The organism is Deltaproteobacteria bacterium (assembly GCA_016874735.1).
Lineage (GTDB): Bacteria > Bdellovibrionota_B > Oligoflexia > Oligoflexales > CAIYRB01 > CAIYRB01.
On sequence record VGTI01000166.1, the window covers coordinates 1 to 1504 of the forward strand.

General features: G+C 50.6%; 2 protein-coding genes. Both read right to left on the reverse strand.

The window, feature by feature from the left end; translation table 11 throughout:
* Positions 1 to 235: 235 nt before the first annotated feature.
* Entirely contained in the window at positions 236 to 862 is a 627-nt protein-coding gene (locus FJ146_20015; GenBank protein MBM4254259.1) for a hypothetical protein, read from the reverse strand.
* A gap of 179 nt (positions 863 to 1041) precedes the next feature.
* Positions 1042 to 1504, reverse strand: a 463-nt coding sequence (locus FJ146_20020; protein MBM4254260.1) for a glycerophosphodiester phosphodiesterase, incomplete at its 5' end; no start/stop codon positions are given.

The following is a 1504-nucleotide window of genomic DNA, read 5'->3' on the forward strand; positions in this document are numbered from 1 at the left end:
TCGGTTAGAATCGCATGCACGCGGCCACTGTGATTAAGAAAGTCAGCGGCGGATGCCTTACAGCCTCGAATGGCTTCGCCTCGAGCGATATCAATAGATGGGCCGGACCCAGAGCAAACCGTTGCGAGCTTATGACCATCGCGTTTGGTCGCATTGTTACGCGCCCACTCCGGTATAGCCTTAGCAGTTGTGCTACTTAGCGCAAACTGAATGATAATTAATGTACGGCCGATATTCATAAGTTTTCTGAATTGCTATCACCCTTTTTCAAGGGATTTAGGCTCTCGATGAAATCGCCTTGCGCTTGTAACAACTTCTTGCGTATCTCAGCATTCCCCGATTTTACATCAGTAGCTTCGCGCATTTGTCTTTGGAGTTCGATTTTCTTGACGGCAACCTTTACGGCGCAGCGAAGTCGCAAGACCCGGGTTCCGGTAGTGTCTGATTCCTCGGCTTTTTCCCAGTAACGTTCCGTCGTCTTTGCACCAGTGATTTTGCCCTGTGATAAAAAGGCAACAAGGCCCTCATAGCCAGGATCGGACGATGCTGAGACCTCGTTGAGTTGTCCCGACGCTGTTAAAGTATCCTTGATATGGCGGAGCATCATGCTGCGTGAGTCAAGATCCGCTGCTTTTAGGCATGCCTCGGGCCTTGAGTCACCGGACATAGTCATAATGCTCGTGAAAATTGCATCCTGACCATCCTCGTACATCGTGACAGTACCTTCCGCCCAAGTTGGCGTCTCTTTCGCCTTGCCGATGCGCTCTACGACCCGGCTTTCCCGATATTCGGGACCGTTGGATCCGGTGACGCAGCTTAGTAGGGCTGATGATAGCAGCGTTGCAATTCCAAACTTGATCATGGGAGTCACTCCTTATTCGGCCAGTTCTTGGTGCCTCGCGTAACGATCGGTTGATTCTCTTTTGGACTTTATAGGGTCACAGGTTGAGGTGTGGTTCTGGATATTAAAGGTATGAAATGATTGATATTTGTACCAAATCGTTGGGTGTGGTTGCGGTCAACGAGGTCTGTTCGAGAAGCTTACCGCAACCTCCGGGAGCGGAGGAAAGACAGCAGTGCTTTTGGGTCATCCGTGATGATCCCATCCACACCACAGGAGATTAAATACTCCCAATCAGCTTCCGTATTAGCCGTATAAGGCACGACCTTTGTACCGATTTTGTGTGCCGCTGCGACTGCCTCCTTGGTGACCCAGTCGAGGTGAGGCGAAAGAACATCGGCATGGGTTGATTTTATGACGCTAAGCCAATCCGGAAAATTTGGCGCCAAAAGTGCCGCTGTCCGTATTGAGGGGAGTATTTTTTTAGCGGCGACGACGACGCGATGATCGAACGACTGAATCACAATCCGGTCAATCAGGCCGTATTTTTGGGCGAGATCGCCTATGGCTTTACTGATCGTTTCCGGTGCATGCAACTCATTGGCATAACGAGGTACAGTCTTGGCCTCAATCTGCAGCCGGATATGTTTGGCCTTGGGGGTG

What these genes read in the sequence shown, in the direction of transcription:
- FJ146_20015 (MBM4254259.1), bottom strand. Translation starts at nt 862, where the DNA reads ATGATCAAGTTTGGAATTGCAACGCTGCTATCATCAGCCCTACTAAGC.